The organism is Hylemonella gracilis str. Niagara R (genome assembly GCF_000600295.1).
GTDB lineage: Bacteria > Pseudomonadota > Gammaproteobacteria > Burkholderiales > Burkholderiaceae_C > Hylemonella > Hylemonella gracilis_A.
The window spans coordinates 3,074,311-3,098,965 of the sequence record NZ_JEMG01000001.1; the positions used below are offsets into that span (position 1 = coordinate 3,074,311).

General features: G+C 64.9%; 20 protein-coding genes and 1 tRNA gene. 12 read left to right on the plus strand and 9 right to left on the minus strand.

All coding sequences use genetic code 11. The annotated features are described in order from the left end of the window. Positions 1 to 181 precede the first annotated feature (181 nt). The 3 genes from ettA to AZ34_RS18940 all read left to right on the plus strand — a co-directional run bounded on the left by ettA (position 182) and on the right by AZ34_RS18940 (position 3,474). Positions 182 to 1,843: an energy-dependent translational throttle protein EttA gene (ettA, locus tag AZ34_RS14025; RefSeq protein WP_035609148.1), complete on the plus strand. Its 1,662-nt coding sequence runs from the start codon at positions 182 to 184 to the stop codon at positions 1,841 to 1,843. A gap of 46 nt (positions 1,844 to 1,889) precedes the next feature. After that, positions 1,890 to 3,188, plus strand: coding sequence for a PA0069 family radical SAM protein (locus AZ34_RS14030; RefSeq protein ID WP_035609151.1), 1,299 nt, complete (start codon positions 1,890 to 1,892; stop codon positions 3,186 to 3,188). Between the two features lie 163 nt (positions 3,189 to 3,351). Then, positions 3,352 to 3,474, plus strand: a complete 123-nt coding sequence (locus tag AZ34_RS18940) for a hypothetical protein (RefSeq protein WP_269320447.1) — start codon at positions 3,352 to 3,354, stop codon at positions 3,472 to 3,474. Positions 3,475 to 3,515: 41 nt separating this feature from the next. Here the strand turns inward: AZ34_RS18940 and AZ34_RS14035 are convergent, their stop codons facing one another. Next, entirely contained in the window at positions 3,516 to 3,953 is a 438-nt protein-coding gene (locus tag AZ34_RS14035) for a universal stress protein (RefSeq protein ID WP_035609154.1), read from the minus strand. A 159-nt stretch (positions 3,954 to 4,112) separates the two neighbouring features. Between AZ34_RS14035 and AZ34_RS14040 the strand changes: the two genes are divergently transcribed. Together AZ34_RS14040 and AZ34_RS17705 are read left to right on the plus strand one after the other, a co-directional pair. Then, complete coding sequence (locus AZ34_RS14040) at positions 4,113 to 4,691, plus strand: (2Fe-2S)-binding protein (RefSeq protein ID WP_155831820.1); 579 nt, start codon at positions 4,113 to 4,115, stop codon at positions 4,689 to 4,691. Continuing rightward, positions 4,688 to 7,336 (plus strand): molybdopterin cofactor-binding domain-containing protein, encoded by a 2,649-nt coding sequence (locus AZ34_RS17705; RefSeq protein ID WP_051509863.1) that lies wholly within the window; start codon positions 4,688 to 4,690, stop codon positions 7,334 to 7,336. Before AZ34_RS14040 ends, AZ34_RS17705 begins: the two co-directional genes overlap by 4 nt. A 95-nt stretch (positions 7,337 to 7,431) precedes the next feature. On the opposite strand, the gene AZ34_RS14050 is transcribed toward AZ34_RS17705, so the two are convergent. The 6 genes from AZ34_RS14050 to AZ34_RS14075 form a co-directional block, all read right to left on the minus strand. After that, positions 7,432 to 7,884, minus strand: a complete 453-nt coding sequence (locus AZ34_RS14050) for a PAS domain-containing protein (protein WP_051509865.1) — start codon at positions 7,882 to 7,884, stop codon at positions 7,432 to 7,434. Between the two features lie 72 nt (positions 7,885 to 7,956). Further along, complete coding sequence (locus tag AZ34_RS18945; protein WP_035609156.1) at positions 7,957 to 9,450, minus strand: methyl-accepting chemotaxis protein; 1,494 nt, start codon at positions 9,448 to 9,450, stop codon at positions 7,957 to 7,959. A gap of 112 nt (positions 9,451 to 9,562) precedes the next feature. Beyond that, positions 9,563 to 10,372, minus strand: a complete 810-nt coding sequence (locus tag AZ34_RS14060; protein WP_035611800.1) for an SDR family NAD(P)-dependent oxidoreductase — start codon at positions 10,370 to 10,372, stop codon at positions 9,563 to 9,565. A gap of 130 nt (positions 10,373 to 10,502) precedes the next feature. Further along, a complete protein-coding gene (locus AZ34_RS14065) occupies positions 10,503 to 11,189 on the minus strand; it encodes an RluA family pseudouridine synthase (RefSeq protein WP_155831821.1) in 687 nt (228 codons plus the stop codon). Next, positions 11,173 to 13,278 (minus strand): PAS domain-containing hybrid sensor histidine kinase/response regulator, encoded by a 2,106-nt coding sequence (locus tag AZ34_RS14070; protein WP_035609162.1) that lies wholly within the window; start codon positions 13,276 to 13,278, stop codon positions 11,173 to 11,175. Before AZ34_RS14070 ends, AZ34_RS14065 begins: the two co-directional genes overlap by 17 nt. Before the next feature lie 71 nt (positions 13,279 to 13,349). After that, positions 13,350 to 13,901, minus strand: coding sequence for a hypothetical protein (locus AZ34_RS14075; RefSeq protein ID WP_231495538.1), 552 nt, complete (start codon positions 13,899 to 13,901; stop codon positions 13,350 to 13,352). A 210-nt stretch (positions 13,902 to 14,111) separates the two neighbouring features. Here AZ34_RS14075 and gshA point away from each other — a divergent pair, with 210 nt between their 5' ends. Further along, positions 14,112 to 15,716 carry a glutamate--cysteine ligase gene (gene gshA, locus AZ34_RS14080; RefSeq protein ID WP_035609168.1) on the plus strand — a complete coding sequence of 535 codons (1,605 nt, stop codon included), beginning with the start codon at positions 14,112 to 14,114 and terminating at the stop codon, positions 15,714 to 15,716. A 76-nt stretch (positions 15,717 to 15,792) separates the two neighbouring features. On the opposite strand, the gene AZ34_RS14085 is transcribed toward gshA, so the two are convergent. Together AZ34_RS14085 and uraH are read right to left on the minus strand one after the other, a co-directional pair. Further along, complete coding sequence (locus tag AZ34_RS14085; protein WP_035609171.1) at positions 15,793 to 17,019, minus strand: urate hydroxylase PuuD; 1,227 nt, start codon at positions 17,017 to 17,019, stop codon at positions 15,793 to 15,795. A 31-nt stretch (positions 17,020 to 17,050) separates the two neighbouring features. Further along, the gene (uraH, locus tag AZ34_RS14090) at positions 17,051 to 17,419 is read right to left on the minus strand and encodes a hydroxyisourate hydrolase (protein WP_035609174.1); all 369 of its coding nucleotides are present in this window, start codon (positions 17,417 to 17,419) and stop codon (positions 17,051 to 17,053) included. A gap of 110 nt (positions 17,420 to 17,529) precedes the next feature. Here uraH and AZ34_RS14095 point away from each other — a divergent pair, with 110 nt between their 5' ends. The 6 genes from AZ34_RS14095 to AZ34_RS14120 all read left to right on the plus strand — a co-directional run bounded on the left by AZ34_RS14095 (position 17,530) and on the right by AZ34_RS14120 (position 24,635). Next, entirely contained in the window at positions 17,530 to 18,198 is a 669-nt protein-coding gene (locus AZ34_RS14095; RefSeq protein ID WP_035609176.1) for a GntR family transcriptional regulator, read from the plus strand. Positions 18,199 to 18,226: 28 nt separating this feature from the next. After that, positions 18,227 to 19,174 (plus strand): allantoinase PuuE, encoded by a 948-nt coding sequence (puuE, locus tag AZ34_RS14100; protein WP_035609178.1) that lies wholly within the window; start codon positions 18,227 to 18,229, stop codon positions 19,172 to 19,174. 23 nt (positions 19,175 to 19,197) lie between these two features. Continuing rightward, positions 19,198 to 20,994 (plus strand): 2-oxo-4-hydroxy-4-carboxy-5-ureidoimidazoline decarboxylase, encoded by a 1,797-nt coding sequence (gene uraD / locus AZ34_RS14105; RefSeq protein WP_035609181.1) that lies wholly within the window; start codon positions 19,198 to 19,200, stop codon positions 20,992 to 20,994. A 61-nt stretch (positions 20,995 to 21,055) separates the two neighbouring features. Further along, positions 21,056 to 22,303: a M20 family metallopeptidase gene (locus tag AZ34_RS14110; protein WP_035609184.1), complete on the plus strand. Its 1,248-nt coding sequence runs from the start codon at positions 21,056 to 21,058 to the stop codon at positions 22,301 to 22,303. Positions 22,304 to 22,394: 91 nt separating this feature from the next. Continuing rightward, positions 22,395 to 22,470, plus strand: a tRNA-Ala gene (locus AZ34_RS14115). 851 nt (positions 22,471 to 23,321) lie between these two features. Further along, on the plus strand, positions 23,322 to 24,635 hold the full coding sequence (locus AZ34_RS14120; RefSeq protein ID WP_155831822.1) for a hypothetical protein: 1,314 nt from the start codon (positions 23,322 to 23,324) through the stop codon (positions 24,633 to 24,635). Positions 24,636 to 24,655 lie beyond the last annotated feature (20 nt).

A 24,655-nucleotide genomic window follows, 5' to 3' on the forward strand; every position in this document is an offset into this window, starting at 1 on the left:
TCAAATTTTCGTCGCGATCAAGTCGGCCGTCAGAAATTCTTCTCGCGGGCTTCACCGGCCTGTCATGCCACCAGGCATGCACACTTGTTCGCTCCCTCTGATGCAGCGCGCATCACCAGAACAACTCCAGCGCCTCTCCCCCTGATAATGCGGCTTTGCTTTCTCTCGTCAGAAGAACACCATGGCTCAATACGTTTTCTCCATGAACCGCCTCGGCAAGATCGTGCCGCCGAAGCGGCAGATCCTCAAGGACATTTCTCTGTCCTTCTTCCCAGGGGCCAAGATCGGGGTGCTGGGCCTCAACGGCTCGGGCAAATCCACCTTGCTCAAGATCATGGCTGGGGTCGATAAGGAGTTCGAGGGCGAGGCCATCCCGATGTCCGGCCTCAAGATCGGCTATTTGCCGCAGGAGCCGCAGCTCAACCCCGAAGAAACCGTGCGACAGGCCGTAGAGAGCGGCATGGGAGAGACCAAGGCAGCGCAAGCTCGCCTGGAAGAAGTCTACGCCGCCTACGCGGATGAGAACGCCGACTTCGACGCGCTCGCCGCTGAGCAGGCCAAGCTGGAAGCCATCATCGCCACCGCCGGCGACGCAGGCGACCATCAGCTCGAAATCGCCGCCGACGCCTTGCGCCTGCCCCCCTGGGACGCCGTGATCGGCAAACTCTCTGGCGGCGAAAAGCGTCGCGTGGCCCTGTGCCGGCTGCTGCTGTCCAAGCCCGACATGCTGCTCCTGGACGAACCGACCAACCACTTGGACGCAGAGTCCGTGGACTGGCTGGAGCAATTCCTCTCGCGCTTCTCCGGAACCGTGGTGGCCATCACCCACGATCGCTATTTCCTGGACAACGCCGCCGAGTGGATTCTTGAACTGGACCGCGGCCGCGGCATCCCCTACAAGGGCAACTACAGCACCTGGCTGGAACAGAAGGAAGCGCGCCTGGAGCAGGAGCAACGCACCGAAGATGCGCGCACCAAGGCCATGAAGAAGGAGTTGGAGTGGGCACGCCAGAACCCCAAGGGCCGCCAGGCCAAGAGCAAGGCGCGTCTGGCTCGCTTCGAGGAGTTGAGCGACCACGAATACCAGCAGCGCAACGAGACGCAGGAAATCTTTATCCCTGTGGCCGAACGCCTCGGCACCGAGGTCATTGAATTCGAGGGCGTGTCCAAGTCCTTCGGGGACCGCCTGCTGATCGACAACCTGAGCTTCAAGATTCCCGCCGGCGCCATCGTGGGCATCATCGGCCCCAACGGCGCCGGTAAATCGACCCTGTTCAAGATGATTGCCGGGCGTGAGCAACCCGACAGCGGCACCGTGAAGATCGGCAAAACGGTCAAACTGTCCTTCGTGGACCAGAGCCGCGACGACCTGGCCGATGAGAAAACCGTCTGGGAGGACATCTCCGGCGGCCTGGACATCATCACCGTGGGCAAGTTCCAGATGCCCAGCCGCGCCTATTGCGGTCGTTTCAACTTCAACGGTGGCGACCAGCAGAAGCGGGTAGGCACGCTGTCGGGCGGTGAGCGCGGCCGCCTGCACCTGGCCAAGACCTTGATGCAGGGCGCCAACGTGCTGCTGCTGGACGAGCCATCGAACGACCTGGACGTGGAAACCCTGCGGGCGCTCGAAGACGCGCTGCTGGAGTTCGCCGGTTCGGTCATGGTCATCAGCCACGACCGCTGGTTCCTCGACCGCATTTGTACCCACATCCTGGCCGCCGAGGGCGACAGTCAGTGGGTCTTCTTCGATGGCAACTACCAGGAATACGAAGCCGACAAGAAGAAGCGTCTGGGCGAGGAAGGCGCGGCGCCGAAGCGCGTGCGTTTCAAGGCGCTGAAGTAAGCGCCCAGCACTTGCACTCCATCCATAACTGTATAAAAATACAGTTATGGATGAGTTTCAAATTCCTCTTCGCGCCATCAAGGGCCGGGGCGTCGCCACCCGCAACGCCCATCGCTTCGAGAAGGTTTCGCGCACGGCGTTTGACGATGGCTGGTCCGACATGCCCGATTCGGACGACGGTTCCTCAAGCCGACGGGCCAAATCGTCCGATCTCCCGTCTGCCGAGCCCGCAGCGGCACCCGAACCCCCAGCGCCTCCGACGGAAGTCCGCTGGGAAGACGCCCGCAGCGCCCTGGCGCGCAACGACTCCCCCGACCTCCCCTTTACCCAGTCCATCAACCCTTACCGGGGCTGCGAGCATGGCTGCAGTTATTGTTACGCCCGCCCCACGCACAGCTATCTGAATCTCTCGCCCGGGCTGGACTTCGAGCGCATCATCATCGCCAAGCGCGGACTGGCCGAACGCCTGCGCGAGGAAATCTCCTCCCCCTCCTACAAACCCAGCCTCATCGTCATCGGCTCGGCCACGGATTGCTACCAGCCGGTGGAACGTGAACTCCGGCTCACGCGAGCCCTCATCGAGGTGCTCGGTGCGGCACGGCATCCGTTCGCGCTCATCACCAAATCCAGCACCGTCGAACGCGACCTCGATCTGCTGGCGCCGCTGGCCCAGGCCGGCCTGGCCGCCGTGCACATCACCATCACCACGCTGGACGCGGCGCTGACCCGCAAGCTGGAGCCCCGTGCCGCCAGTCCTCAACGTCGCCTGCGCACCATCCGCACACTGGCTGCTGCCGGCGTTCCCGTGGGAATCAGCGTGGCGCCGCAAATCCCCTTCATCAACGAAGACATGGAACAGGTGCTGGCCGCCGCCGCTCAGGCCGGGGCACGCAGCGCCTTCTACAGCGTGCTGCGCCTGCCCTGGGAATTGAACGACATCTTCCAGCAATGGCTGCAGACGCATTACCCCGATCGGGCCGAGCGTGTCATGGCCAGGATGCGCGAGATGCGGGGCGGCAGAAACTACGACAGCAACTTCGCGACGCGAATGAATGGCAGCGGAACCTGGGCGGAATTGATCGCCCAGCGCTTTCAGAAGGCCTGCGCGCGCCACGGACTGATGGCCGCTTCACGTCCGCCCCGGATCTCACGCCAGCCTCAAGCTGGCGTCAAACCGGACGCACAGCCGCTGGAAATGCCAACCGAAGCATCCCTCTTCCTTGCCCCCACCACCGAACCAGGCCCGATGGCAGCGAGTCTGCATCGTCCCTATGCCGCCCGCTATGCGCCAGACTTCAGCCAGTTTCGACCGGGCTTGGCTGCGGGACAGGCGAGTCTTTTCTGAATACGCCTGAACACGATCAAGCCCCGCGACTGCTCCGAAGCATCCACACCATTCCCGGACAAGAATCGATCAAGTGTTGTGCAGGTCTTGCTTGAAATTTGGAACATGTACAAAGCCTTGATGCACATCGACATGCCATGTCGGTACGCACCGTCGAGCACTCATGAATAGCCCACCCCATCATTCGGCTCAGCAGGCCCAAGCCCAACTGGGCGACAGGATGATGCTCTGCGCCAACGTGGCAAGCGCCTTGGCCGCACGGTCCTTGCAGGTGCATCCGATCTGAAACCAGCGTCGAAGCCAGAGACCCCCTCGCCAACAAGCTCTTCAATCCCGCACGATCAGAACCGGCAAGGGCGAATGCGTCAGAACACGCTGGGCCACGCTGCCCAGCACCAGCTTTTCCAGGCCGCGCCGCCCATGCGAGCCCATCACGATCAGATCAGCCCCATGCGCCTGAGCAGCGTCGATGATGCCGCGCCAGATCGCGTGCGCCTGCACCACCTCGGTCCTTGCCTCCACCCCAGCAGCGGCCAAGGCAGCTTGCGCGGCGGTCACCACTTCCCGAGCTTCTGTCTCAGCGGCCATCAGGTACTCGGCCTGCCCATAGGCAAAATCGCCACCCAAGCCCGTGAAAGGGTAGGGATCGATCACATAGACCGCCGAGACCCGACAACCGAAGGCCTGCGCCAGCCCTGCGGCCTTCTCCACCGCTTTTTGTGCCGTGGGCGAGCCGTCGACCGGGATCAGAATGTGCTTGAACATGGAACCTCCTGTGACAAGACAAGATTGCGACAATCGCGGACTGCATGGCCATTCTGCACATCTTCCAGTCTGAGCTCCACCTGCATGGTGCCTGGTTGATGCACCTCAAAAATCCCGCAAATTCAGTGATGGAGGGTGATTGCCCCTACACTTCGAACGATGAGTAACACGGACAACGTCAACCGCCCCGCTGACGCTTCTGCTGAAGAACAGGCCCCGAAATTCAAGATCTTCCTCAATGGCAAGGAGGAAGAATTCGAACCCGAGAACACGCCCGAGCCGGACACCCCGCTGCTGTGGGTGCTGCGCGAGCAGCTCGGTCTGACCGGCACGAAATACGGTTGCGGCATCGCGCAGTGCGGTGCCTGTACCGTCCACATCGATGACGCGCCGGTGCGCAGCTGCGTCATCCCCATCGCTTCCATCGCCCCGGAGCAGAAGATCACCACCATCGAAGGCCTCTCGCGCAATGGCACCCACCAGGTGCAGCGCGCCTGGCAGATGCTGGACGTGCCCCAGTGTGGCTTCTGCCAGAGCGGCATGATCATGGCTGCCGCGGCCCTGCTGCGGCAGAACCCCAACCCGAGCGATGCGGACATCGACGCGGCCATCACCAACATCTGCCGCTGCGGCAGCTACAACCGAGTGCGTCTGGCCATCCGAGTCGCCTCGCAGGTCCGTACCCGCCGAACCCCACTCCCCCAGGACAATGCCGCATCGAAAGGAAGCGCCCAATGAGCCAGGCGTCTACCCAAGAGCGCACCACCACGGGCGCTGAACTGTCCCGCCGCGATTTCCTCGTCACAGTGGGTTCAGCAGGCGGTGGGCTTGCCGTCAGCGTCACGGTGGGCGCCGGCCTGGGCCTCCATGCACCCGAGGCAAACGCAGTGACCGAGCAAGGAGAGGTCAATGCCTGGGTCTACATCCGCCCCGATGACAGTGTACTCATCCGCATCGTGCGCGCCGAGTCCGGTCAAGGCACGCTGACGGGTCTGGCCCAGCTCGTGGCCGAGGAATTGGAATGCGACTGGGTGCGCGTGAGCGTGGAATACCCCACCCCCAGCGAGAGCCTGGCGCGCAATCGCGCTTGGGGCAGTTTCAGCACCGTGGGCAGTCGCAGCATCCGGGACTCGCAAGAACCCCTGCGCCGTGGCGGCGCGGTTGCGCGCACCCTGCTGGTCCAGGCTGCGGCCCGGGCCTGGGGCGTGCCCATGGAGGAATGCGCGGTGCACCGGGGGGTCATCACGCACACGCCCAGCAACCGCAAGACTGTTTATGGCCGTGTCGCCTACGCGGCCAGCCAGCTGTCAGCTCCCAAGCCCGAAAGCATTCCGCTCAAGGACCCAAGGAACTGGAAGCTGCTTGGGCAACGCATGTTGCGCCTGGACACTTTCCTCAAAACCAACGGCGCACAAGACTACGCAACCGACCTCAACTTCAAGGACATCTACCACGCCGCGATCAAGGTCTGCCCCGTGCCTGGCGGCCGCTTGAAGCGTTTCGAAGCCAAGGAGGCCCAGGAACGACCGGGTGTGCAGCGAGTGCTGCGCATCGGCAACAACGCGGTCGCCGTCGTCGCCAATCAATGGTGGCGTGCCCACAGTGCGCTGGATGCAATGACCATCGAGTGGGACTACGGTCCCAACGCGAACGTGCAACAGGCCGACATCGAGACGAAGCTGCGCACCGCCTTGTCAGACACCCCCACCAGCACCGGCCACCACCACGGCGGCGCCCCGGCTGCGATCGTCAAGGACATCCACGACACGGACCGCCGTGTCGAGGCCATCTACAGCTATCCCGCCCAGCACCACGCCACGATGGAGCCCATGAGCGCGACCGCGCGCTGGACCCGCACGGGCTGCATCGTCTGGGCGCCCACCCAGGACGCCGAAGCCGCGCTGGCCGCCGTGGCGGCCGTGGCTGAGCTGCCCATCGACAAATGTGAGTTCCACCGCCTGGTGCCGGGCGGTAGCTTCGGACGCCGTGCCTACCATGACGTGATCGTCCAGGCCGTGCAAATCGCCCGCAACCTGCCCGGCTCCGTGATCAAGCTGGCCTGGTCACGCGAGGAGGACATGCAACACGGCCCCATCCACCCACCCAGCATGGCCAAGCTGAGCGCCAGCCTGTCGCGAGGCGGCATGCCGCGTGGCGTGCACCTGCGCATCGCGGGTGCGCCGGTCACGCTGCCACGCAGCCCCTACGACCCGCCCACCCCCTACGCCGCACAGCGCGCCTACTACCTCGGCCTGCTGCCCGACGCGGCCGCCTTGCCTGACCCCAGCGCCTTGGAAGCCAAGGACGGCGCGAAAGACAACAAGCAGCCAGCGACTGCACCCGAGGCCGCAGCGCCTCAGCCGCCGCAAGGCATGACGCCCGGTACGACCAGCCCATCCGAGCCTGCACCAGCTCCGGAAGCGCCGCCAGAAGCGCCAAAACGGGGGGGCTTTTTCAGTTTCCTGTTTGGCGGCCGCAAGGAGAGCCAGCCCGAGGCAGCTGCACCTGCGCCAGCCCCGACGGCCCCAGTGATGGGCACGGGCACGGGCACGGCGGAAAGCGTGGTCGAGCCTTTGCCGGCGCCGTCCACGCCAACACCCATCACCAGCAGCCTGCCCCGGACGACCGGGCCTGTGGCGCCAGCCCAGGCTACGGCCCTGCTGACCGCGAATGACAGCGCCTGCGGCTACCGTTTCGATCAATTGCTGATCGACCATGTGCAGCGCGATCTGCATGCCCCAACCGGCTGGTGGCGTGGTGCCCACCTCAACCCCAACACCTTCTACCTGGAAAGCTTCATCGACGAAATCGCCGCCACCAGCGGGCAAGACCCCTTGGCCCTGCGCCGTGCGCTGCTGGCGGGCCAAGCGCGCCGCCTGGCTGTGCTGGACGCCGTGGCACGGCAGGTCGGCTGGGGCAAACCCGCGCCAGCACGCGTGCACCGTGGCTTGGCCCAAGTCATGGGCATGGGCAGTTACCTGGCCGCTTGTGCAGAGGTGTCCGTCAGTCAGGATGCGAACAGCCGGGGCCGGCTCAAGATCCACCGTGTCGTGGTCGCCATCGACTGCGGCCACGCGGTGAACCCGCAGCAGATCGAGGCCCAGGTGGAAAGCTCACTCGCCTTCGGGCTCTCGGCCGCCCTGTACGGCAAGATCAGTTTCCAGAACGGTGCCATTCAGCAGCAGAACCTGGACCGATACCACGTCCTGCGCTTGGCGGACATGCCGCCGGTGCAGACCATCGTGATGCCCTCGGGTGGCTTCTGGGGCGGCGTGAGCGAACCCGCCACGGCTCTGGCCGCGCCAGCCCTGTGCAACGCCGTGTTCGCGGCCACGGGCAAGCGCATCCGGGAACTGCCGTTGGCCAATCAGCTCGGCACCTGAACACGGTGGGGATGGCATGGCCCGCGCAGACGCGCGGGCCACGGCGGCATCAGGCAGACGCGCTCACTGGGCCAAGAGACCCCGCGCGTTCACGCTCACTTCTGCGCCGTCAGCTCAGCCAGTTGCTTGCGTAAGGCTTTTTCCTCGGTGAAACGCGCCGTGGCCTCGCGCGCCACCGCCAGCGAACCGATCAAAGCACCCGTCGCATCGCTCACCATCGAAAAGCTCATTTCCACGTAGATGGATTCCGTGGTCTTGTGCAGGGACCGCGTCATCATCGCCGCGCGCCCAGGTTTGACACCGCCCCGCGCGATGGCTTGGTCAAATCCATCCCAGTGTGCCTTGCGCATGCGCTCGGGGATGATGAGATCCAGGCTCTGCCCCATGGCCTCCTGTGCGCTCCAGCCAAACACCTGCTCGGCCCCTGCATTCCAATAACGGATGATGCCCTCCAGGTCACAGAACACCAGTGCTTCCGGAATGCCGCGCAGCAAGGACGGCGCCAACGTCTCCAGAGCCCAGTCGGCGGGAATGTTGCGTGAGGTCATGTTCAGTCTCCTTCTTATGGTTCACGGTCGCGACCCAAACTCAGCGCGACCGACGCGGCGAGGTTAGCAAACTCAGGCCGCTGCCTCACCATCGGACGACAGCGTTCGGGCCACGGCCTGCACCTGGTCCGCCACTTCCTGCATGGCACGCCCGGCTTCCTCCACCAAACGGTTGCCCTGCTGCACCTGCCCTGCGGACGCGGCGATCAACTGCTTGATCTCCTTGGCCGCCGCTGCGCTACGCCCAGCGAGCGAGCGCACTTCTGCCGCCACAACGGCGAAGCCGCGCCCCTGGTCCCCGGCCCGCGCCGCCTCGACGGCGGCGTTGAGAGCGAGGATGTTGGTCTGAAAGGCAATGCTGTCGATCACATTGACGATCTCGCCGATCTCTCGGCTGCCGTCGTTGATGCCGCGCATCGCCTCCACCACCTGGGTGAAGACCGTGTTGCTGCGGGTGGCGGCTTCCTTCATGCGATCGGCCAACAGCCGCGCCTGTTGCCGCGCCTCGACCTGGCCCTCCAAGGGAGGGACCTGCTCTATGCGCGCCGCCAAGGACGGGCGCGGTCGCGACGGCGTCTCCTCGCGCGCCAGTTGCATGCGCACTTCCTGCTCAATCTCGCGACGCAACTCCAGCTTCACTTCTCGCCGCAATTGCTGTTCGCGCTCCGCCCCGATCCGCACCTGAACCGCAACGTGGGCAGGCTGCTCCTCTTGCCCGGCATCCCATGCACCGGGCGGGATCGCGGCACGCGTGCCCTGCATCTCCCGCGTAGCTGCCATTTCATTCAGCACCCGCTCACGCCCATGTGCTGCGGCAAGTTGCACGCCCTGCCGCGCGCCCGCACGCAGGCGCCAGAGCAGGCCAGCACTCCACAGCAATGTGAAGGCCCCCAGCGCCAAGCCCAAATACAGCAAACGGCCGCGCATGGTGTCTGCGTCATCGCGTTCGACGTTGCGACGTTGCTGTGTCCCCAGGTCCTGAATCGAAGTTCGCAGAGCGTTGAGGGCTGGCAAGGTTTCGCTGATGAACAGCAGTGCTGCCTCGGGATACAGTCGTTCCTGCACCAGCTTCTCCACCCTTGCAACGGAGGCCTCGTGGGCGCCACGCTGGGTCTGCAAGGCCAGCAACACCGTGTTTTCGGCCTCCAGGCCGACCATCTGGCGCGGACTGCCAGCCGCGCCGTTGGCGCCGCTGCCCTGCGTGAGCGCGCGCAAGGCCTCGTCAATGCGGCGGTTGGCTTGCAACTGCCGGTCGTCTGGCGTGCTCGAAACGCCTGGGGCCGAAGGCAAGGGATCGGTCGGCTGATCGGCGGCACCCGCCGGAAAAACAATGGGCGCGGTGATGTGCTCCATGGTGGTCCGCGCCAAGGTTTCGATGCCCGCATTGATCTGCCGTGTAGCCTCTGCGCGGGCCCGTGCGTGGCCATTCATCCGCGCCTCGGTCTCGGCCATCTGCTGTACCTGCACCGTCACCAGCCACACATACCCCAACCAGAGAAGCACGGGCAGGCCCAGGGCCAGCCCCAGACGCATGGCATGAAAACTGGTGGGCAAGGGTGGTGACATGGCGCGGCTTCTACTCGCGATGCGACGCAAGCAGCATCTGGGCCGATTCTGGCATCAAAGCGCGTTCTTGTTGAAGATTTTTGTCACAACTTCCGACAACGTGCAGAGCCCTCTAGTCATCGCGCACGTCGGCCACCACCTCATGACCAAAATCCGGTCGGTCCAGCCAGGCCAGCAGCTTGCGGGCCGCTGCGGCCGGGCTGTCGAGCAGGCCCGTGCTCTGCAGCAGGTTGAAGCGTTCACGGTCGGGGAAGGTTGCCGCATCGGCGCCACGCAGTTGGGCCTGCATCTCGGTGTCGATCACGCCCGGTGCGAGCGCGCACACCTTGGCCCCGTGGGGTTTGCGTGCTTCCTCCAAGGCCACGCAGCGTGTGTAGTGGTCCATCCCTGCTTTGGCCGCGCAATAGACCGCCTGCGAGGCCATGGGCCGACGCCCCAGGCCCGAAGAGACGTTGAGGATCTTGCGCCGCGTGCCGTGCACCTCGGCCCAGCGCTCGGTGGCGCCGAGAAAAGCCGCGCTCAACGCCATGGGGGCTTCCAGATCCACGCGCAAGGCTTGCGAGATTTCCTCGGGTGTGAGCGTCGACAAGGGGGCGATGCCGGGAATCACGCCCGCGTTGTTGATCAAGGTGGCGCTGGCGTAACTGCCACCGTCCTGCTCCCGCAACCAGCGCGCCAGCGCATTGCCGGCCTCCACACTGCGGCTGAGGTCCAGCGGCCACTGCATCAGGGTGAAGCCGGTCTTGCGCACCTGCTGCGCCTGGTCGGCCAGGGCATCGTTGACACCGCGCGAGATGCACAAGAGATGCAGATGACGCTGATCCGGATGCCCCGGGTCGTATTGCGCGATAAGTTGGCCAGCCATCGCGAGGCCAAGGCCGCGCGTGGCGCCAGTCAAGACGATCAAATCCATTTTGTGCATGGCAGACATCCGACGGATCAGACCGTCGATTGAACCAAGAATACCGGCCCCATTAAACCGGAGTATCCGTTCGCGTCGCATGCAAATGTGGAATGTTCAAATCTTCCACGATCGGATGCATCACGGGGGATCAAAACGGCGGCGGGCTGTTCCAGATGGTAAGCGCACCGGATCGCGGATGGCGCAGGGACAGTTCGCAGGCATGTAACAGCAGCCGCGGGCTGCGCGACAGGCTGTCGGCATCGGCATACAAGGCATCGCCGAGTATGGGGTGACCAATGGCTTGCAGGTGCACGCGGAGTTGATGGGAACGACCCGTGACCGGAAACAGGGCCAATCGCGTCGACCGTCCTGAAACCAAGCCGGTCTGACCACGTTCTTCCCGCGCCAGCACCTGCCAGCGGGTCAGACTGGGCTTGCCCTGGACGTCCACCTTCTGCCGCGGGCGGCGAGGCCAATCGGCTAAAAGCGGCAAGTCGATCTCGCCCTCATCCTCACGTCCTGGCGAACCATGCACCCAGCCATCCACCACGGCCTCGTAGCGTTTGTGCACCTGGCGTGCCGCGAAACACATGCTCAAGGTCCGCTGCATCTCGGGTCCGCGCGCCAGTAGCAGCAAGCCAGACGTGGCCTGGTCCAGCCGATGCACCAGCAGGGCTTCTGGCCAACGCGCCTGGGCACGCAGGACCAGGCAATCCTGCTTGTCTTCGCCACGGCCGGGTGCGGACAGCAGGCCGGCGGGTTTGTCCAGCACAAGGACGTCATCGTCCTCATGCACGACGGTCAGATCCCCGTCCACCTCACTGCCGCTTGCCACCGGAATCCGCCCCCGGGCCCTGCACGCCCTGGATCAGCCGCTGCACCGTGTCACACAGTTCGGACACGTCATTCGGCTTGAGGATCAGCGCCCTCGCGCCAGCGGCCATGGCCTGCACTTCGATCTCGGGCGTCACATAACCCGAAGTCAGTGCCATGGGCAGCTTGGGCCGGATGCGACGCGCCTCCTGCAGCAGGCTCACGCCACTGTAGCCGGGCATGTTGTAGTCGGTGATCAGCAGGTCATAGGCCTGCGGCTGCTCGCGCAGCGCGGCCAAGGCGGAGAGCGGATCTGTGTAGACGCTGATCTTGAAGCCGCGCCGGCTCAGCACCCGGTCCACCAGGAAGGCCAGGGCCTGATCGTCGTCCACGTACATCACATGCTGACCAAAACCCATCACGGTCTGCATGCGAGCGGGCTCGGCGGCGGTGACCGCAGCCTGGCTGCTGGCGGCGGGGAAGTAGAGCGTGAACTCGCTGCCTTCGCCCAAGCGGCTGCGTACGTCCACCGCGCCCAAGTGGGAGCGCATCACGCCATGCACCACGGCCAGGCCCAGGCCCGTGCCCTGCCCCACCGGTTTGGTGGTGAAAAAAGGCTCGAAGATGCGTTGCACCGTTTCCGCGTCCATGCCGGTGCCGGTATCGCGCACAGCCAGGATGACATAACGCCCCGCCGACAGGCCCAGGCGTTGGCATTCGCGCTTGTCCGGCATCACGGAGGTCAGCGTGATGTTGACCGTGCCCGGTGCGCCGCCCAGGGCATGGACGGCGTTGGTGCACAGGTTGATCAGCGCCTGTTCGACCTGGGTGGCGTCGGCCAGCACGGGCGGGGTCTCCAGCAGATTGAGCTGCAGGTCCACGGCGGGCGGCAGGGTCACCTTCATCAGCCGCATGGATTCCTGCACCACCTCGGCCAGGTGCAGGGGCCGGCGCCGGGGCGGCTCGTTGCGGCTGAACGTGAGGATCTGTCGCACCAGGTCGCGCCCGCGCCGTCCAGCCTTCTCGATCTCGGCCAGACTGACCTGCGCCGACGTGTCGGGCGGCAAATCCTGACGCGCCAGCATCACATTGCCCAGGATGGCGGACAGGATGTTGTTGAAATCATGCGCGATGCCACCCGCCATGGTGCCGATGGCCTGCATCTTGTGCGCCTCGCGCAGCTGCACCTCCAACACATTGCGCTGCGCCTCCACCTGGCGGCGCGCGGTGAGGTCGCGCGCGAAGATGGTGGTGATGTCGCCCTGCCCGTCCGGCTGGCGCTCGCGCGAGACGCTGACCTCCAGCGTCAACGGCAACCCGGCCGCCGTGCGGCCATTGACCTCGCCCAGGATGGCCTGGGTGGAAACCAGGGTGGACGCGATGGCCTCGATCGCGTCCGGCAGGAAGTGGGCCAGGGACGCGCCCAGGGCCTGCTCAGGTGGGCACTGGAACAAGGCCGACGCGGCGGGGTTGAACACGGTGATGCACTGCGCATCGTCCACGCAGACGATGGCGTCCAGCGAGGAATTGATGACGGCCGCGAGCCGGTTTTCCGACAGCAGCAACTCCTCGTTGCGCTTGCGCAGGACCTGCGCGCTTTCCTGCAGCGCGCGGCGGCCTTCCAGCAGCGCGCGACGCTCATTGAGCAAGGGTCCTTGGTCAATGACCGCGCAGACGAAGTGCGACATGTCCTTGTCGCTGCTGTAGCGGATGCGTGCGATGTGCAGGTCACCCGTGAAACGGGACTGCAGACCACTGAGAAAGACCACCTCGGTGGCGCCGCTCTGGCCATGCAGGCGCGCCGCGTCCAGGGCCTGCTGGACCCGCTTGACGTGGTTGGAGGTGACCAGGGGCTGCAGGTAGGTCAACGGCGGATCGGCTTCCAGCGGCCGAAAGAGCTTGAGCGCCATGGTGTTGCTCTGCTCGATCATCCCGTCCTCGTCGACCACCATCAGCGCCAGCGGCACATTGGAAAAGAGTGACTCGAAGCGCTCGGACGCACCCTCGGCCGCGACGCGGCTGTACTCCAGCGCGGTATTGCGCGCTTCCAGGTCGGCCTGGTAGGCACGCAGGTCTTCGATGAGCTTGGGCAGGGTACGCCTTGACGACATAGGGGGGGCAATCGCATGGGATGCGGGGCGAGGAATTATCGCCGCGGAAGCACGCACCCCCGGCAAATGCCTTATCGGTATCCGCCTTCCCGCACCCGCGCCAGGCTCAACTGCAACAGTCGCGCGTCCGCGCTGGCGCGGTGCCGCTGACCGCCCCGCTCGCGCGCGATCTGCTGCTTGACCTCATGCCAGCGCTCAGCCTCGTCCTCGCGCAGCAGGGCACGCAGGTTCTCCAGCTTGAAGTGCGGCCGCAGCCCCGCTGCGTCAAAAAGCAAGGCCAGCCAGGGGTAGTCATGCGCCCAGCCATCCGAGTACACCGTGCGCCCGTGCAAGTTGTTGTTGAGCAGTTGACTGACCTCCAGCGGACTGCGGCCATGGCGCATCAGCACATGGCGCGGAATGCGGTGCAGCCGCTCGGCCATCGGGTCCCAATGGGTCCAATCCGGTTCGGGGCGGATGAGAGAACAGAACAATCGGCCATCCGCCATGGCGTAGCCGACTTCGATGGGGTAGCCACCTTGGCCAAAGCCCGAGGCCTCGAGGTCCAGCACGACGGGTAGGGGCGTCGCCATCCCCTCAGGCCGTCGGCCTTGTGGATCGTCCTTCATGCTGTGCGCCGACATGGCCTGTTCACTCCCGACCTCACTCCCCGGATACGGCGCATCTTGTATGCATAAGCCATGCCTGAAACGGACCACTCCAGCGCGTCGACCTTGGTCGACCCGGATCGGCCCGGCGCCAGCACGGTGTATGCCCTCTGTGTTAACTTGCGCCACGCGCGATGCATGAAGCCATCTAGAAAACCAACAACACAACCGCCGCAGCCGTTCCCCGTGTCCTCGTTCACCCCCTCCCCCGATTTCCACCCCGAGCGCCTGCGCGGCATGCGCCGTGGCATCGAAAAAGAGAGCCTGCGCGCCCAGCCCAGTGGCTGGCTCGCGCTCACACCCCACCCGGCGATGCTGGGTTCGGCGCTCACGCACCCGCGCATCACCACCGATTACTCGGAATCGCAACTTGAACTCATTACCGGCGTGCATGCCGGAGTGCAATCCTGTCTGGCCGAGCTGGCCGAGATCCATCAGTACACGTACCGCACCTTGCGCTCGGCTTGCGGCGACGAGATGCTCTGGGTCAGCAGCATGCCCTGCGTGCTGCCCACCGACGAGACGATTCCCCTGGGCCGTTACGGATCGTCCAACATCGGTCGTGCAAAAAGCGTCTACCGCATGGGTCTGGGCCATCGTTACGGGCGGCGCATGCAGACCATCAGCGGCATCCACTACAACTGGTCACTGCCAGGCGCTGGCAACGAAGACTATTTCAGCCTGATCCGCAACTTCCGCCGCCACGCCTTCCTGCTGCTTTATCTCTTTGGCGCCTCACCCGCGCTGCACGGTGATTTCGTGCAGGGCCGCGCGCACGAGTTGCAACCCCTGCGCACGGACTCCGGCGCGCATACCGGTGACGGCACCAAAAAACCGCATGGCGAGGGCACGCTGCACATGCCCCACGGCACCTCACTGCGCATGGGCAAGCTGGGCTACCAGAGCGAGGCCCAAGCCTCGCTGGCGGTCAGCTACAACAGCCTGGAGAGCTACGCCGCTTCACTGCACGACGCGCTCACCCGCCCCTGGCCCGCCTACGAGGCGCTGGGCGTGCTCAATCCCGGCGGCGACTACATCCAGCTCGCCACCAGCCTGCTGCAGATCGAGAACGAGTTCTACGGCACCATCCGTCCCAAGCGCACCATCTTCCAGGGCGAACGTCCCTTGCACGCCCTGCGCGAACGCGGCGTGGAGTACGTGGAAGTGCGGCTGCTGGACCTCGACCCCTTCGAACCCATCGGCATCAACGCCCGCACCCTGCGCTTCCTGGACGTGTTCCTGCTGCACTGCCTGAGCAGCGCCAGCCCGCCCGACACACCCCAGGAAATCGCCGAGATCGGCCGCAACCAGCACTTGACGGCCGCGCGTGGCCGCGAACCCGGCCTGCTGCTCTGGCGCGAGGGCCGACAGGCCACGCCCTTGCGTGACTGGGCGCTGGAATTGCTCGAGGCCTGCATGCCTCTGGCGGCGCAGCTCGACGCGGCCCACGGCAACACGGACTACAGCGCCGCGCTGCAGGCCGCGCGTGATGCGGTGCACGACCCAGCCATGCTGCCCTCGGCCCGCGTGTTGCGCGCCATCCAGGCGGAGCACGACGGTTCCTTTCTGGAATTCGTGCGCGCGCGCTCGCAAGCCACAAGCGCCGATCTGTTGGCACGCCCCTGGGATGCGGCACAGCAGGCGAAGTACGAGGCCATGGCCCAGGCTTCCGTGCGCGAGCAGGCCGCCATCGAAGCGGCTGACACCCTGCCCTTCGAGGAATTCCGCAAGCTCTACGTCTCACCCTCGCGGCTGGGACAGCCCAAGCCCGCGAAACCCGTCGTGGTCTAAGCGGCCCGGCAATCCGTCCGTCTCACTGCGCGGCGACCCATCCAAGGGCAACCGGGCCAGGAACGGGCTCGCCTCCTCAGCGTGCCGCAGCCCCGGCCTGAAACCAACGTGCCAGCAAGGCGCGTTCCTCGTCGGTCATGCCCGTCGCATTGTTCAGCGGCATCTGGCGCGTCACCACGGCCTGCTGGTGGATCAGCGTTGCGTGCTGGCGCAGGTCCTCGTCCCGATCCAGACGCAGGCCCTTGGATTGCAAGGCCTCGCCGTGGCACAGCACACAGCGCTGGGTCAGCACGGCCTGCACTTCGGCCTGTGTGGGCACGGGTGCCGTCGCCGTGGCGGACGAAGCCGCTGGCGCGGGCCGCAACCAGACGATGAGCGCCAGCAACACAAGCACGCCCGCCAGCGCGTAAGGCCAGGGATGCGCGTTGCGCCCCAGCTTGTAGCCATGGCGCAGCACGAAAAACTGGCGGATGGCCGCACCCGCCGCCATGATGGCGATCAGGAACAGCCAGTTCCATGCGTGCGCGTAGGTGAAGCTGTAATGGTTGCTCAGCATCGCGAACAACACGGGCAGCGTGAAGTAGGTGTTGTGCACGCTGCGCTGCTTGCCGCGCTGGCCGTGGATCGGGTCGACCGGCTGGCCGGCCTTCAGCGCGGCCACCACCTTGCGCTGACCGGGAATGATCCAGTGCGCCACATTGGCGCTCATGGTGGTCGCGATCATCGCGCCCACGAGCAGAAAGGCCGCGCGCCCCGCGAAGAGCTGGCAGGCCAGCCAGGCCGCGAAGGCCACCAGCAGCGCCACCAGGACGCCCACGATGGCATCGCCCTTGCCGCCGATGCCATGGGACCGGGCCACGACCCGGCAGATGCCGTCGTAGAGCAGCCAGAACACCACAAGGAAAGCCAGCGCGGCCGCGACGGCCGCCCATTGCGAGTAATGCGCCTGCCAATCCAGCACGCGCGGATCGATCAGGTAGACGCTCGGACTCCAAAGGTAGGACACGAGAAAAAGCGCGAAGCCGCTGAGCCAGGTGGCATAACTCTCCCAGTAGAACCAATGCAGGTGCGGCGGCAGCACCGGTGGGGAGACCGCGTACTTGACCGGGTGGTAGAAGCCGCCGCCATGCACGGCCCAGAGTTCGCCGGTCGCCCCTTCGCGGCGCAGCTTCTCGTCGGCGGGCGGCGTGAGGCTGCTGTCAAGGAAGACGAAATAGAAGGAGGAACCGATCCAGGCGATGGCGACGATGACGTGCAGCCAACGCAACAGCAGGTTGGCCCAGTCCAGCAGATATGCTTCCATGAAAATCCGTTTTCTTTCCAGACCTCCGGGCTCAACTGCCCCGGTAGGTCGAGTAGCTCCAGGGGCTGACGAGCAGGGGCACGTGGTAATGCTGGCTCGGCTCGGCCACGCCGAAATCGATGTGCACCACGTCCAGGAAGGCGGGCTCCGGCAGCGCGACGCCACGGGCCGCGAAATAGGTCCGCACGTCGAAGCTCAGACGGTAACGCCCCACCCGCAATTCATCGTGCCCATACAGCAGGCCATCCGGATTGCGGCCATTGGCGTCCAGCGTGAAACGCTTGACGAGTTCGGCCCGCTCGCCCGCGCCAGGGTCCTTCTGGACACGAAAAAGCGCCACCGCCATGCCCCCTGCGGGGGTGCCATGCATGGTGTCGAGCACATGGGTACTGAGGCCCATACCAGTCCTTTCCGTTTTCTCGCACAGTTCTTGCTCAATGAACCGCAGCAAGAACCGAGCCGGTTCATCAAAGTGTATACAATTTGACTCGCTGTCTCGACCCAAGCTTCATGGAAACCTCCAGCAGCACCCATCACATCGTCGAATCGCTGACCCGCGCCATCGTCGAGCACCGCCTGCATCCCGGCGCCAAACTGGCCGAACAGAAGCTGGCCGACCATTTCGGCGTTTCGCGCACCCTGATCCGCCAGGCCCTGTTCCAGCTCTCCCAGCACCGCCTGATCCGTCTGGAGCCCGCGCGCGGCGCCTTTGTCGCCAGCCCCTCGGTCGAAGAAGCGCAACAAGTTTTCGCGGTGCGTCGCATGCTGGAACTCGAAATGGTGCGCACCCTGGTCCGCGAGATCACGCCGGCCAAGCTCAAGGTGCTGCGCGCCCATGTGGCCGAGGAAAAAAAGGCCGTCTCCGCCAACGACGTGCCCAGCCGCAATGAACTGCTGGGTGACTTCCATGTGCGCATGGCCGAACTCACGGGCAACCAGGTGCTGGCCGACATGCTGGGTGAACTCATTTCACGCTGCGCGCTCATCACCCTGGTTTACCAGACGCGCAGCGCCGCAGAGCATTCGAACGACGAGCATCTGGAAATCGTCAAGGCCCTGGCGGCCAAGGACGAAGAGCGCGCCATTCAGCTCATGGACGAGCACCTGAGCCACGTGATGGACAACCTCACCTTCACCCGCCGCCCGCCCAGCCACGACATCGCCCAGGCCCTGGCCTGAACCAGCGACGCCCTCCGCGGACCACGCCATGATCTACGACAGCACCGCCGCCTACCCTCGCGACCTCGCCGGTTACGGCCGCACCCCGCCGCACGCGCGCTGGCCCGGCGGCGCGCGCATCGCCGTGCAGTTCGTGCTGAACTACGAGGAAGGTGGTGAGAACCATGTGCTGCACGGGGACCCCGCCTCTGAGACCTTTCTCTCCGAAATGTTCAACCCCGCCGCCTTCCCGGCGCGGCACATGAGCATGGACGGCATCTACGAATACGGCTCGCGCCAGGGCGTCTGGCGCATCCTGCGTGAGTTCGAACAGCGCCAGTTGCCGCTCACGGTCTTTGGCGTCGCCACGGCTTTGCAGCGCTCTGCGGACGTGTGCGCGGCTTTTGTCGAACTGGGGCATGAGATCGCCTGCCACGGCCTCAAGTGGATCCACTATCAGAACCTCGATGCGGAGGTCGAGCGCGCGCACATGGCGGAGGCGATGGACATCATGACGCGGCTCACGGGCGAGCGTCCCTTGGGCTGGTACACCGGCCGCGACAGCCCCAACACGCACCGCCTCGTCGCTGACCATGGCGGTTTCGAGTACGACAGCGACTACTACGGCGACGACCTGCCCTTCTGGATGAAGGTGCGCAAGACCGACGGTACGGATGCCCATCAGCTCATCGTTCCCTACACGCTCGACGTCAACGACATGCGCTTCTCCCTGCCCCAGGGTTATTCACACGCCGATCCCTTCTTCCAGTACATGAAGGACAGCTTCGACGCGCTCTACGCCGAAGGCGATCCGCAAGGCCTGGACCGCCCCAAGATGATGAGCATCGGCATGCACTGCCGCCTGCTGGGCCGGCCCGGGCGCATCACCGCGCTGCAGCGCTTTCTGGACTACATCCAGGGCAAAGAGCAGGTGTGGATCACGCGGCGCATCGACATCGCGCGACACTGGCGCCAGACTTACCCCTGCCCGGCCTGAATCGGCTGGAACCAAGGCACGCCATGGCCCTCACCCTCGAACAGCTCAACACCCTGCCACTGCCCCAGGCCAGTGCCCTGCTGGACGGCCTGTACGAACACTCGCCCTGGATCGTCGAGCGGGCGCTGGCTCAACGGCCGTTCGCCACGCTGGCCGCACTGCAGCAAGCCTGCATCCGCGTGCTCGAAGCCGAAGGCCGGGCCACCAACGGCGAAGCGGAGGTGGCGCTGATCCGCGCCCATCCCGAGCTAGCGAGCAAGGCCGCCATCGCCCGGACGCTGACGGCCGAGTCCAACCACGAACAGAGCACCGCAGGCCTGACCCACTGCACGCCCGAAGAATTCGCCACGCTGCAGCAGCTGAACGCCAACTACAAAGCCCGCTTTGGCTGGCCCTTCATCCTGGCCGTGCGCGGCCCTCGCGGCACGGGGCTGACACGCCAGCAGATCGTCACCACGTTCGAGCGCCGCCTGCACGGCCACCCCGATGCGGAGCGGGCCGAGTGCATCCGGCAGATCCACCGCATCGCCGAACTGCGCCTGCAGGACAAGTTCGGGCCCTCCTCGCCCTTTCACCCCGCACTCGGCCAAGGTGTCTGGGACTGGCAGGAAGCCCTGGCCACACACAGCGAACCGGACTATCGGGCACGCGGCGAATTGACCGTCACTTACTTGAGCGACGCGCACCGCGCCTGCGCCGCGCAGATCGCGCAGACCATGCGGGAGGCCGGTTGCGACAGCGTGACCATCGACGCCGTGGGCAATGTGGTGGGGCGTTACGAAGGCAGCGGTCCTGATGCCAAAGCATTGCTCACCGGCAGCCATTACGACACGGTGCACAACGGCGGCAAGTACGACGGACGCCTGGGCATCTACGTGCCCCTGGCCTGCGTGCAACAGCTCCGCGCCCAGAAAAAGCGCCTGCGCCACGCGCTGGAAATCGTGGCCTTCGCCGAGGAGGAAGGTCAGCGCTACAAGGCTACTTTCCTGGCCTCCAGCGCGCTGACCGGCAGCTTCGACCCCGCCTGGCTGGACCAGCAGGACGCCGCAGGTGTGACCATGTGCGCTGCCATGCAGGCCGCCGGCCTGCCCGGCACGATGGCGGCCATCAACGTCTTGCGGCGCGACCCAGCGCAGTACCTTGGCTTCGTGGAGGTGCACATCGAACAGGGGCCGGTGCTGAGCCAGCAACAACTGCCCCTGGGCGTGGTGACGTCCATCAACGGCAGCGTGCGCCTGTTGGGCGAAGTCATCGGCCTGGCCAGCCACGCTGGCACCACACCCATGCCCATGCGGGCGGATGCGGCGGCGGCCGTAGCCGAACTCGTCCTGCACGTTGAGCAGGCCGCAGCGCAGCGCCACCCTGACACCGTGGGCACCGTGGGCAAACTCGAGGTGCCCGGCGGTTCCATCAACGTGGTTCCCGGCCGCTGCCGCTTCAGCCTGGACTTGCGCGCGCCCACCAACGCCCAGCGTGACGCGCTGCTGGCCGATGTGCAAGAAGGCCTGCGGGCCATCTGCGAGCGGCGCGGCCTGCGCTACACACTGGAAGAAACCATGCGCGCCAGCGCCGCGCCCAGCAGCCCCGCATGGCAGGCGCGCTGGGAAGCCGCCGTGGCCGCCCTGGGTCTGCCGGTGCTGCGCCTGCCCAGTGGCGCTGGCCACGACGCGATGAAGCTGCACGACATCCTGCCGCAGGCCATGCTGTTCGTGCGTGGCGAAAACAATGGCATCAGCCACAACCCGCTGGAATCCAGCACCGCCGAGGACATGGACCTCGCGGTGCGCGCCTTCCAGCACCTCCTGACGCATCTCGCATGAGCAACGCGTCGGGCCTTTCCCCGCAAGCGCGCTCTACGACGCGCAGCACCAAGGTCATTCCATGAGCACTACCTACCAGGCCCTCGACCGCTGGGTCGAGCAGCACTTCGACGAAGAAACCACCTTTCTGCAGCAACTCGTGCGCGTACCCACCGACACGCCGCCCGGCAACAACGCGCCGCACGCCGAGCGCACGGCCGAGCTGCTGCGCGCCTGGGGCTGGGAAGTTGAAGCCTTTCCCGTGCCCCGGGCCGACGTCGAGGCTGCAGGCCTGCAAAGCATCACCAACCTCATCGTGCGGCGGCGCTACGGCAGCGGCGGCCCCACCATCGCTTTGAACGCCCACGGCGATGTGGTGCCCCCCGGCGAAGGCTGGACGCATGACCCGTACGGAGGGGAGATCGCGGACGGCAAGCTCTACGGGCGTGCCGCCGCAGTGAGCAAGAGCGACTTCGCCAGCTTCACCCACGCGGTGCGCGCGCTCGAAGCCGTGGCCAAACCGACACGCGGCAGCGTGGAACTGCACTTCACCTACGACGAGGAATTCGGCGGCGAACTCGGCCCCGGCTGGCTGCTGGAACACGGGCACACGAAGCCCGACCTCATGATGGCCGCCGGTTTCAGCTACCAAGTCGTCACCGCGCACAACGGCTGCCTGCAGCTCGAAGTGACCGTGCAGGGCGAGATGTCCCACGCAGCGATTCCCGACAGCGGCGTCGACGCGCTGCAAGGCGCCACGCACATCATGAGCGCGCTCTACCAGCTCAACGCCGACTATCTCAAGGTCAAATCCAAGGTGGAAGGCATCACCCACCCCTACCTGAACATCGGCCTGATCGAAGGCGGCACCAACACCAACGTCGTGCCGGGCAAGGTCGTCTTCAAACTCGACCGCCGCATGATCCCCGAGGAAGACCCGGTGCAGGTGGAAGCGGATCTGCGCGCCACCATCGCCCAGGCTGCGCAAAATTACGCGCCCCCGCGCGGCGGCAAGAACATCCGCGTGGACATCAAGCGCATGTTGCTGGCCCGCGCCATGCAGCCCCTGCCCGGCAACCAACCCCTGGTCTCCGCCTTACAGAAGCATGGGCAGGACGTTTTTGGCGAACCCATCCCGGCCCTGGGCACCCCGCTCTACACCGACGTGCGCCTCTATGTGGAGCGCGGCATCCCTGGCGTGATCTACGGCGCCGGCCCGCGCACCGTGCGCGAAAGCAATGCCAAGCGCGCCGACGAACACATCGTGCTGGCCGACCTGAAGCGTGCCACCCAGGTCATCGCCCGCACCCTGCACGACCTGCTGAGCTGAAACGCTGCAAGCAGGTTCACGTCGAAATAGTGCGGGCGCTACGCTGCTGCACAAGAGGCAACCGGCTTTTGTTAGAATTCGCTCCGCTCGTGGGGGGGTAGCTCAGCTGGGAGAGCGCCGCGTTCGCAATGCGGAGGTCGTGAGTTCGATCCTCATCCTCTCCACCACCGATCACTCAGCGACAACACTGCTTTTGTCGCTGGAACCATAAATGTTCCGCTTCGGAACGCTTATGCTTCTTTTCGGGCCGGAACGGTTTTGCTTCCGGTGATTTTGGTCCTACGCCAGAATCCACTGACCGGCATCGCATGCGCTGCGTCAGACAGAAATCCCCTGTAATTCAATAACTTAGGCACCAATGCTCTTCCTGAGCAGACTTTGCGCAGCTTCGCCCCGAGGCTTCTAACTGGCCCAGTTTCGGCACGGTTATGGTTCAAAGCGGAACGGAATTGCTTCCACATGGCAGTCCGTCGGACGGGCCGCACTCGACGCAAGATGGCCGTCCATAACGACTGCATAGATCCATGACCGTAAAAGGCTGGGAGCGTCCCTCCACGGACCCACTCTAGGAGGGCAACATTCGAACCACTAGCGCCAGTCGGCCATAGAGAGGCAGCGGCCACTCCACGGCGGCTCGCCCCGGCAGCGCTGGCCCAGGTCGTCTGAAAAGTGCGGGACACGGACGGCAAGCCTTCGGTCTAGGGAAGGAAGGCCACAGCCATGTCTTCGCCGCCCTGCGGCCGTATTTGATGCGTCGTTCCTTAGCCGTGGCAGTTTGGTCGACAGTTGTGGGCCTCTTTGCCGATCACCTACCATTCGTGGACTATCTATCGCGCTCGTTGGTGTCTGTGAAACAAGTGCCATAACCAGTCCCTAGTTTTTTGTCACCGCTGAAATGCTCAAGGTACCGTCCTTCGAAAGTTCTGTCTTGCTGACAGATGACCCGTTGCTGGCGGCGAGAATTTCGGCCTTGTTCGCTCGTCCCGGTCGATACTTGCCGGTTATGGACGGTCCACGCATGCTTCGTTCAGATGCCGATAACGAAATCGTGCGCCGTCGCAACGCAATGGTCATGACCGGCGCTCGTCAGGTCTTGATCGGCGGCCTACCTGCTTCGGCTGCAGCCGGAATTCGCCCGGGTTGGAAGAACTGCTCGGTCTCCGATCTGTACGACGACCATGCCCAGGCGCTACGCGGGACGGTGAAGCGCCCGAAGGGCGCCTTTCGGTGGGGGCGTGACAACCTAGGCATTGGCTTGTATCAAGCACGTCTCGCTCGGCAGGAGTTTCACCCGGATCTCGAAACTTCACCTGCGCTGAACGTGGTCGAATCTGGCAAGCACCTTCTTGTCGCCTGCGAACGCGGAGACCTCTTGGCAGAGGTAATAGCAAGCAACCTCGCCTTCGCGTGCGGGGCTTCATTCGCGGTGTTCCCTGAACTCGCAAAGAGCGATCGCGCAGACTGGTTAGAGGAAATATATGCGCTGGGACAGGGTGGCGATGTGACGGAGCGATTCAGCGACTTAGCCCGGCGAGCGCGCAGCCACCTGGGACAGATCGACTTCACGAGGTACAAGGGCATCCTCTTCGTAACTGCCGGCTTCCCTTGGGGGATTGCGGTCCCCGAAGTTACGAACTCGCACATGTACCGCTACCCTGACTTTGGACGAGCGGTCATTGAAGGACTGCGGGCATCCCAGAGCTCGAGTCGCAGCGCAAGAACCGCACTGCTCATCGACCCCCAAACCGTTGAAGGTTCGGAGATTCCAGCCATTAACCGCGCATTGCTCAAAAACGGCACGCTAACGCGCATCGTTCGTGGGCAAGCAGCGACGCAGACGCGAGTCCAGTACCTCTTGGACTTGTTGCCTCACGACATCATCGTGCTTTCCAGTCACGCGGGAGACGCGCCTGGGGAGCGCATCACTTATGAATACCCCGACGCTGATGGCCGAGGGCGCAGGCTCGTCGTGGATCAAGCGCTGGGCATTGGCTACGACGCATCTAACGGCATGTTCAGGGTTACGGAGTTTCACCGCTTTCACTCCCTAGATGGTGTCGACTGGCGCGACACGGCTGGCAAGGAAGTGTTACCCGTCGGAACAGCCATAACGACTTGGAATGCGATGGGCGGACAGATGGAGCGCAGGAACTTCATCGTCGATCGGCAACCGATTCCCCGTGTCACCGGATCGATGGCAATACAACTGCACGACGGCGTTTGGCTCTTTGCCTCGCATGGCTTCGCTCCTGAGTCGGCGCCCTTGTTCGTCAACAACTCGTGTTGGTCGTGGCACGAACTGGGGTCTCCTCGTTTTCAGTGCAATAAGTGACGGTACGCAAAGCTAGCACT

Coding starts and splice junctions, on each gene's coding strand:
- AZ34_RS14060 (WP_035611800.1), bottom strand. CDS start 10,372: ATGCACAAAATGGATTTGATCGTCTTGACTGGCGCCACGCGCGGCCTT.
- AZ34_RS14085 (WP_035609171.1), bottom strand. CDS start 17,019: ATGGAAGCATATCTGCTGGACTGGGCCAACCTGCTGTTGCGTTGGCTG.
- puuE (WP_035609178.1), top strand. CDS start 18,227: ATGATCTACGACAGCACCGCCGCCTACCCTCGCGACCTCGCCGGTTAC.
- uraD (WP_035609181.1), top strand. CDS start 19,198: ATGGCCCTCACCCTCGAACAGCTCAACACCCTGCCACTGCCCCAGGCC.
- AZ34_RS14075 (WP_231495538.1), bottom strand. CDS start 13,901: ATGTCGGCGCACAGCATGAAGGACGATCCACAAGGCCGACGGCCTGAG.
- AZ34_RS14030 (WP_035609151.1), top strand. CDS start 1,890: ATGGATGAGTTTCAAATTCCTCTTCGCGCCATCAAGGGCCGGGGCGTC.
- AZ34_RS14040 (WP_155831820.1), top strand. CDS start 4,113: ATGAGTAACACGGACAACGTCAACCGCCCCGCTGACGCTTCTGCTGAA.
- AZ34_RS14035 (WP_035609154.1), bottom strand. CDS start 3,953: ATGTTCAAGCACATTCTGATCCCGGTCGACGGCTCGCCCACGGCACAA.
- uraH (WP_035609174.1), bottom strand. CDS start 17,419: ATGGGCCTCAGTACCCATGTGCTCGACACCATGCATGGCACCCCCGCA.
- AZ34_RS14120 (WP_155831822.1), top strand. CDS start 23,322: ATGCTTCGTTCAGATGCCGATAACGAAATCGTGCGCCGTCGCAACGCA.
- ettA (WP_035609148.1), top strand. CDS start 182: ATGGCTCAATACGTTTTCTCCATGAACCGCCTCGGCAAGATCGTGCCG.
- AZ34_RS17705 (WP_051509863.1), top strand. CDS start 4,688: ATGAGCCAGGCGTCTACCCAAGAGCGCACCACCACGGGCGCTGAACTG.
- AZ34_RS18940 (WP_269320447.1), top strand. CDS start 3,352: ATGAATAGCCCACCCCATCATTCGGCTCAGCAGGCCCAAGCCCAACTG.
- AZ34_RS14070 (WP_035609162.1), bottom strand. CDS start 13,278: ATGTCGTCAAGGCGTACCCTGCCCAAGCTCATCGAAGACCTGCGTGCC.
- AZ34_RS14095 (WP_035609176.1), top strand. CDS start 17,530: ATGGAAACCTCCAGCAGCACCCATCACATCGTCGAATCGCTGACCCGC.
- AZ34_RS18945 (WP_035609156.1), bottom strand. CDS start 9,450: ATGTCACCACCCTTGCCCACCAGTTTTCATGCCATGCGTCTGGGGCTG.
- AZ34_RS14050 (WP_051509865.1), bottom strand. CDS start 7,884: ATGACCTCACGCAACATTCCCGCCGACTGGGCTCTGGAGACGTTGGCG.
- AZ34_RS14110 (WP_035609184.1), top strand. CDS start 21,056: ATGAGCACTACCTACCAGGCCCTCGACCGCTGGGTCGAGCAGCACTTC.